We start from the raw sequence: 7548 nt of genomic DNA on the forward strand, positions 1-7548 counted from the left end.
AAAATGGCATGGAGGTCGTTAGTTTGTTCAAAGTTATCTCAGATGGTGGGGTTACATCTCCTAAAGGTTTTCAAGCAGGGGGATTACACTGTGGATTGAAAAAAACATCGCGCAATGATCTAGGCGCGATTGTATGCGAGGTACCCGCAGTAGCGGCTGCTGTATACACGACAAGCGTGTTTCAAGCGGCGCCCCTTAAGGTGACACGGGAGAGTATCGCGGCAGGAGAACGCCGGCTGCGAGCGATCGTCGTGAACAGTGGCAACGCCAATGCTTGCACGGGCCAACAGGGAGAGGCTGACGCCTATGAGATGCGCGCATCCGCAGCAGCTGCGCTTGGTCTGGCTGAGACGGAAGTAGCCGTCGCATCTACGGGTGTAATCGGTGAGTTGCTACCGATGGATCGTGTGAGTAGCGGGATTGCGGCTCTACCGTCCTCCCTGTCAGGGGATAACGAGGGATCGGAGCAGTTCTGCCAGGCTATTCTAACGACTGACCTTGTAAAGAAGGAAGTTGTAGTATCGCTGGAAGTTGACGGTCGTGAAGTAAGGATTGCTGGAGCCGCTAAAGGTTCTGGTATGATCCACCCCAATATGGCGACCATGTTAGCCTTCGTTACGACGGATGCAGTGATTGAGCCGCAATCACTCCAAGGACTACTTGGAGCGACGACAGACCTGACATTCAATATGATTACTGTGGATGGAGATACAAGTACCAACGACATGCTGTTGACGATGGCGAGTGGTCTTGCAGGTAATACAGAGTTATCACAGAGCCACCCTGATTGGGATGCTTTCGCCGCTGCGTTTCAGTACGTGTGCCAGACTCTAGCTAAGGCTATCGCTCGTGATGGCGAAGGTGCGTCACGGCTTGTTGAAGTGACGGTTGAGGGTGCAGTTACTGACGAGTCCGCCCGGGCTATTGCCAAGACCATCGTCGGATCTAGTCTAGTTAAGACTGCCGTATTCGGTGCTGATGCCAACTGGGGTCGCATCATTGCAGCCGTTGGCCGCGCAGGTGAGCCTGTTAACCCTGATACTGTGGACATCAAGCTGGGCGATATCATCGTACTAACCGGTTCCCGTCCTATTCCGTTTGATGAGGAAGAAGCATTGGTTTACTTAAAAGGTGACACGATTGCAATTAAAGTAGATTTACACAATGGCCCAGGCCATGCAACAGCTTGGGGCTGCGATCTGACCTATGACTACGTACGAATCAATGCGGCGTACCGCACTTAATATATTTTTTCATTTTACTTGAGAGGAGTTTTTACAAGTGATGAAGGCAGCGTTGGATGGGAGCGGAGTCGCTACAGAGAAATCTCTGCTTAACCAAACATTTGTTATGAAATGCGGAGGAAGCACGCTGGAAGAATTACCGGACTCTTTTTATGATGATCTCGTTAAGTTACATGAGAGTGGTGTACAGCCTGTTATTGTTCATGGCGGTGGTCCAGCGATATCCGAGAATTTGAGCAAGCTTGGGATTGAGACCAACTTTGTGAATGGCCTTCGCTATACATCCGAGGAAGTGCTGGATGTTGTAGAAATGGTCCTTGCAGGTAGCATTAACAAAAAAATCGTGCGTCGCATTGGACAGTCCGGTGGTAAGGCGCTGGGTCTGTCTGGTGTAGATGGTTACTTGATTGTGGCTAAACCCGTTTCTGCCAACGCTGAAGTCGGTTTGGTCGGAGATGTGGCAGGGATTAATGCCGGACTGATTGAAGGTGTGCTAAATCTCGGTTATATGCCTATTATTGCACCTGTTGGTATCGGTGCTAATGGGCAGCGTTATAACATCAATGCGGATACTGCGGCAGGTGCGGTTGCCTCGGAACTTGGAGTGCAGCGTATGATCGTAGTGACGGATGTACCAGGAATTCTGCAAAATGTGAATGGTGAGAAGCGTGTGCTACCTGTTGTCTCTGTACAGCAGATTGAAGATATGATTCAAAGTGGCGAAATTTATGGCGGTATGATTCCTAAAGTCCGCGCTGCTATTGCTTGCATAAACGGCAAAGTGAAGGAAGTTGTCATTGTAGATGGAAGTGAGCCTGGAGTACTCGGTAAAGTACTTTCTGGCGAAATAATAGGAACAAAAATAACCCGAATGCAGTAGCCTGTACCTTTGCAATTACGATATAGTTAATAGAACGGTCTTTTATTTCTTATAAATCGATAGGAGTTGAATAGCGATGGCACAAAGTGATCTCAAGAATACGGTGGAGACCCCGGTTGAAGGAAAAGTAAGCGCGCTGTTTCCCACATATTCACGTTATCCTCTTAATCTAGTGAAGGGGCATGGCAGCTGGCTTTGGGACGATCAGGGCAACCGCTATCTCGACTTTATGAGCGGACTCGCCGTGACGAACCTAGGGCATGCACCGGAGAAGGTTAGAGAAAAAGTTAAAGCTCAGCTTGATGAGTTATGGCATGTGTCGAACCTGTTTCATATCCCGCAGCAAGAAAAGGCTGCTAAGCTATTGACCGAGATCAGTTGTGCCGACGTTGTCTTCTTCTGCAATAGTGGTGCTGAAGCGAATGAAGCAGCTATTAAGCTGGCTCGTCGTTATCATCAGAAGGTGAAAGGTAATGGCCGGTTTGAGGTTATTACATTCGAGCAATCTTTCCATGGCCGTACATTGGCGACACTGACAGCAACCGGACAACAGAAGGTGAAGGATGGATTCCTTCCACTACCTGCAGGTTTTACGACCGTTCCACTGCATGATATGGATGCGCTGAAGGCGGCCATCGGACCGGATACAGCTGCAATTATGATAGAGATGGTTCAAGCAGAAGGTGGCGTGTATCCTGTCGAAGTGAGTTTTGTCCAAGAACTAGCAGCTCTTTGTAAGGAGCAGGAATTGCTACTGATCGTGGATGAAGTACAGACTGGAATGGGGCGTACCGGAAAGTGGTTTGCTCATGAACATTACGGGATTGAACCTGATATTTTCACATCGGCAAAAGGACTTGCTAGTGGTTTACCAGCAGGAGCAATGCTAGCCAAGGAGTACTTGCGTGAAGGATTCGCACCGGGAAGTCATGCTTCTACTTTTGGCGGAAATCCAGTGGTTTCGGCTTCAATCATTGCAACTTTGGAAACGATGATCGAGGAACGGATTCCAGAACGTGCGGAAAAGATGGGGCGTTATTTGAGTGATAAACTCCACGAGGCATTTGATAACGAACCATTTGTGAAAGCCATTCGTGGAATGGGACTCATCATTGGTATTGAATGCGAGGAAGCCGTAGCAGAAATCGTAACCCAAGGACAGAAGAGCAAATTGCTCTTTGTCACAGCAGGACCCAACGTGATCCGTCTCCTACCGAATCTGAAGGTGAACCGTGATGAAATTGACCAAGCTGTGGATACGTTAGTAGCTTTGATTGCCGCACATACGGCCAAGGAGGAGAATGAACTATGAGTCTATCCGAAGTGAAGAAGAGTATTAATCTTAGCGGTCGTGATTTTATTGAGATGAGCGATTATTCAACTGAGGAGATCGAGTATTTGATCGACTTGGCTATTGAGATTAAACATAAACAGAAATCGGGAGAAGAATATCAGCCGTTAAAGGGCAAGACCGTTGGCCTAATTTTTGAGAAATCGTCTACGCGGACACGGGTCTCCTTTGAAGTCGGGACATACCAATTGGGTGGTCATGCACTTTTCCTTAGCAAGAACGACATTCAACTTGGCCGTGGTGAAAGCATTGCCGATACAGCAGGCGTTATGTCGCGGTACTTGGATGGGATTATGATTCGTACCTTTGGTCATGACAAGGTCGTAGATTTAGCTCGCTATGCGACGATTCCTGTTATTAACGGTCTCAGTGATTTGGCGCATCCATGCCAAGTACTAGCTGACTTCCAAACAATTTATGAGCATAAAGGTACCTTAAAAGGATTGAAGCTCGCTTATATAGGCGATGGTAACAATATGGCGCATTCCTTGATGATTGGTGGAGCTAAGCTAGGCGTACACGTATCCATCGCTTGTCCTGAAGGATATGAGCCTGACGCGCAAATCGTAGCCGATTCTCAGGAAATGGCGAAGGCGACCGGAGCGAAGATTGAAGTGGTTCGCGATCCGAAGGTCGCAGTTCAAGATGCGGATGTTATCTATACCGATGTTTGGGCGAGCATGGGCTTCGAGGAAGAACAAAAGGCGCGTGAGCTAGCATTCGCGGATTATCAAGTGAATGAGGAACTCGCCAAACATGCGAAATCCGACTATTTATTTATGCACTGCCTACCAGCCCACCGCGGCGAGGAAGTTAGTGAAGGCGTAATTGACAACAGCACTCATTCTATCATCTTCGATCAAGCAGAGAACCGACTACATGCGCAGAAAGCGTTAATGGTGGCCCTGCTGGGATAAGTGTATACTTTTAAATAGAATTTCAGCTTATAAATGATGATACAGCGGAGAGAACGAAATGATTCTGAAGAAGCTACAAGCTTTCCAAGGGAAAGCTACCTCGGAAGCATAAGCTGCGGTCGCCTTTGTCCCCAAATTTCAACTTTGGTACAATAAAATCAAGAAATTTGGAGACAACAGCGATCGGAAGAACATTTCGTTCTCGGAGCCTATAATCTCAGTAGATGAAAATGGAGGATCTATCATGGCAAAAGAAAAAATCGTATTAGCTTATTCCGGGGGACTAGATACTTCCGTTATACTTAAATGGTTGAAAGAAACTTATGATGCGGAGATTATCGCATTTACAGCGGATATTGGTCAGAAGGAAGAATTGGACGGCTTGGAAGCTAAGGCACTTGCTACCGGCGCCTCCAAAGTATATATTGACGATCTTCGCGATGAATTTGCGCAGGATTTCATCAATCCTATGTTCCAATCAGGTGCCCTATATGAAGGACAGTATCTACTTGGAACAAGTATCGCGCGTCCATTGATCGCAAAACGTATGGTGGATATCGCCCGTGCAGAAGGCGCTACGGCGATTGCTCACGGCGCAACGGGAAAAGGGAATGACCAAGTGCGTTTTGAACTAGCGGCAGCAGCCCTTGCACCAGAAATTTCAGTAATTGCTCCTTGGCGCTTAAGTGAATTCCGTGATCGTTTCCCAGGTCGGGCTGAAATGATTGCATATGCCGAAGAGAATGGCATTCCAGTTACCGCTTCAGCAGCTAAGTCCTATTCGATGGATCGTAATCTACTACACATCAGTTATGAAAGTGGCGTACTGGAAGATCCTTATTTCGATGCTTCTGCTCCTGAGAGCAAAGAGATGTATCTACTAAGCGTGTCCCCAGAGGATGCACCGGATGAAGCAGATTATCTGGAGCTAGAGTTCAAGCAAGGTAACTGCGTCGCACTAAATGGAGAAGCTTTAAGTCCACTTGGTGTGATGGAGAAGCTAAATGAGCTTGGTGGCAAACACGGGATCGGCCGTGTGGATATGGTTGAGAACCGCTTCGTAGGGATGAAGAGTCGTGGTGTATATGAGACACCGGGGGGAACCATTCTTTTCAACGCTCATCGTAAAATGGAATCTTTGACGATGGATCGTGAAGTAATGAATCTACGTGATAGTCTTATTACACGTTATAGCACACTCGTATATAATGGTTTCTGGTTTGCTCCAGAACGTTTGGCGCTGCAAGCGTTGGTAACTGAAAGTCAGAAGAACGTTACAGGAACGGTACGTGTCAAATTATATAAAGGGAATGTAATTGCTGCTGGTGTGAAGAGTCCAGTCAGTCTTTACAATCCAGATATTGCGACGATGGAAGCAGATCCTACGCAGTCATATGACCAAGGAGATGCAACAGGATTTATCCGTCTAAACGCATTACGTCTTAAAGTAAGTTCCGGTGTTGAGCAGAACAACAAATAATCGGACTGCGACCGCTTCCCTTACATTGCGAGTTCATTCTCGCAGAAGGGGGGCGGTCTGTAGTTTAAATGAGATAAGGAGTGGATCAAGTGAGCAAACTGTGGGGAGGACGCTTTACCAAGCAGACCAACCGTTTAGTTGAAGAATATACCGCGTCCATTGGTTTTGATAAGGCATTAGCGCAAGAAGATGTGCAAGGAAGCTTGGCACATGTGTCGATGCTAGGAAAATGCGGCATACTTCCTGAAGACGATGTAGATAAGATTAAAGAAGGGCTCCATACGATTCTGCAAAAGATCGCACGTGGTGACCTGGAATACTCAGTTTCGGATGAAGATATCCATATGAACATCGAGAAGCAATTGATTGATGAAGTGGGCTCTGTAGGGGGGAAACTACATACTGGCCGTAGCCGTAATGATCAGGTGGCTACAGACATGCATCTGTATTTGCGCAAACGGGTTGTCGAATTTGCTGGCCTACTGCATGATTTACAGGAAGCGCTGATTGGACAAGCTAAGGCTAACTTGAATACGATTTTGCCTGGATATACTCATCTCCAACGGGCACAACCGATTCTTTTTGCACATCACCTAATGGCTTATGTATCCATGTTCCAAAGAGATATTGAGCGTCTACAAGACAGCTACAAGCGCATTAATGTGCTTCCACTTGGTGCTGGTGCACTCGCGGGTACGACATTCCCGATTGATCGGCATTTTGTTGCGGAGCAATTGAATTTTGATAGTGTCTATGAGAATAGCTTGGACGCTGTTAGTGATCGCGATTTCATTATCGAGTTTCTAGCGGACGCATCGATTCTCATGATGCATCTCTCCCGTCTTAGTGAGGAGTTGGTGCTCTGGAGTAGCACGGAATTCCGCTTTATCGAATTGGACGATGCATTCTGTACAGGCAGCAGCATAATGCCACAGAAGAAAAACCCTGATGTGCCTGAGTTAGTTCGCGGCAAGACAGGCCGTGTTTACGGTAACCTGATGGGGCTTCTGACCGTTCTGAAGTCACTGCCACTAGCCTATAACAAAGATATGCAGGAAGACAAAGAAGGCATGTTTGATACGGTTGCTACGCTGCAAGGCGCATTGCGACTATTCGCTCCAATGATCGCTACGATGACGGTAAATGGGGATCGTATGCGTGAAGCGGTGAACAAGGACTTCTCTAACGCTACAGATATTGCCGATTTCTTAGCCAACAAAGGTATGCCGTTCCGCCAGGCGCATGAGGTCATTGGCAAGACGGTACTGTATTGCATTCAAAATAATAAATATCTGCTTGATCTTACTTTGGATGAATTCAAGACATTCTCTTCCCTGTTTGATGACACCATCTACACAGTGCTTCAACCTGAAACGGTTGTAAATGCGCGTAACGTATATGGCGGTACAGCCTCCAGCCAAGTGGCTGCGGCGATTACTCGGGCAGAAGAAAGACTGCAAGCAACAGGAGCATGGGTTACAGAGTACTTAGAGAAAAGTAAATAGATATCAATAGAAACAGCCTCTATCCTTTGGGTGAACTGTGACCTTATTTGTAGACAGTTCTGAAAAAGAGCCTTTCGTTAGGCAGTCAACAGATGACTTCTGAATTCATCAGGAGTCATCTGTTTTAATGTCCACTGGTAACGCTCCGTATTGTAATATTCCATATAGTCA

General features: G+C 47.0%; 7 protein-coding genes. 6 read left to right on the plus strand and 1 reads right to left on the minus strand.

Features of this window, described 5'->3' with window-relative positions:
• The first annotated feature begins 8 nt into the window (after positions 1 to 8).
• The 6 genes from argJ to argH all read left to right on the plus strand — a co-directional run bounded on the left by argJ (position 9) and on the right by argH (position 7377).
• Positions 9 to 1244, plus strand: coding sequence for a bifunctional glutamate N-acetyltransferase/amino-acid acetyltransferase ArgJ (argJ, locus tag EJP82_RS21260; RefSeq protein WP_127194074.1), 1236 nt, complete (start codon positions 9 to 11; stop codon positions 1242 to 1244).
• 40 nt (positions 1245 to 1284) lie between these two features.
• Positions 1285 to 2124, plus strand: a complete 840-nt coding sequence (gene argB, locus EJP82_RS21265) for an acetylglutamate kinase (protein ID WP_127194086.1) — start codon at positions 1285 to 1287, stop codon at positions 2122 to 2124.
• Positions 2125 to 2200: 76 nt separating this feature from the next.
• Complete coding sequence (locus tag EJP82_RS21270) at positions 2201 to 3436, plus strand: acetylornithine transaminase (RefSeq protein ID WP_127194075.1); 1236 nt, start codon at positions 2201 to 2203, stop codon at positions 3434 to 3436.
• On the plus strand, positions 3433 to 4392 hold the full coding sequence (argF, locus tag EJP82_RS21275; RefSeq protein WP_127194076.1) for an ornithine carbamoyltransferase: 960 nt from the start codon (positions 3433 to 3435) through the stop codon (positions 4390 to 4392). The genes EJP82_RS21270 and argF overlap by 4 nt, the downstream gene beginning before the upstream one ends.
• Positions 4393 to 4636: 244 nt before the next feature.
• The gene (locus tag EJP82_RS21280; protein ID WP_127194077.1) at positions 4637 to 5872 is read left to right on the plus strand and encodes an argininosuccinate synthase; all 1236 of its coding nucleotides are present in this window, start codon (positions 4637 to 4639) and stop codon (positions 5870 to 5872) included.
• Positions 5873 to 5961: 89 nt separating this feature from the next.
• Positions 5962 to 7377 (plus strand): argininosuccinate lyase, encoded by a 1416-nt coding sequence (gene argH, locus EJP82_RS21285; protein WP_127194078.1) that lies wholly within the window; start codon positions 5962 to 5964, stop codon positions 7375 to 7377.
• A gap of 77 nt (positions 7378 to 7454) precedes the next feature.
• On the opposite strand, the gene EJP82_RS21290 is transcribed toward argH, so the two are convergent.
• Entirely contained in the window at positions 7455 to 7541 is an 87-nt protein-coding gene (locus EJP82_RS21290) for an IS3 family transposase (RefSeq protein ID WP_246054367.1), read from the minus strand.
• Between the last annotated feature and the right edge of the window lie 7 nt (positions 7542 to 7548).

Origin of the sequence: Paenibacillus anaericanus (assembly GCF_003994475.1) — a bacterium.
Taxonomy (GTDB): domain Bacteria; phylum Bacillota; class Bacilli; order Paenibacillales; family Paenibacillaceae; genus Fontibacillus; species Fontibacillus anaericanus.

Coding starts and splice junctions, on each gene's coding strand:
- argJ (WP_127194074.1), top strand. CDS start 9: ATGGAGGTCGTTAGTTTGTTCAAAGTTATCTCAGATGGTGGGGTTACA.
- argB (WP_127194086.1), top strand. CDS start 1,285: ATGAAGGCAGCGTTGGATGGGAGCGGAGTCGCTACAGAGAAATCTCTG.
- EJP82_RS21270 (WP_127194075.1), top strand. CDS start 2,201: ATGGCACAAAGTGATCTCAAGAATACGGTGGAGACCCCGGTTGAAGGA.
- argF (WP_127194076.1), top strand. CDS start 3,433: ATGAGTCTATCCGAAGTGAAGAAGAGTATTAATCTTAGCGGTCGTGAT.
- EJP82_RS21280 (WP_127194077.1), top strand. CDS start 4,637: ATGGCAAAAGAAAAAATCGTATTAGCTTATTCCGGGGGACTAGATACT.
- EJP82_RS21290 (WP_246054367.1), bottom strand. CDS start 7,541: ATGGAATATTACAATACGGAGCGTTACCAGTGGACATTAAAACAGATG.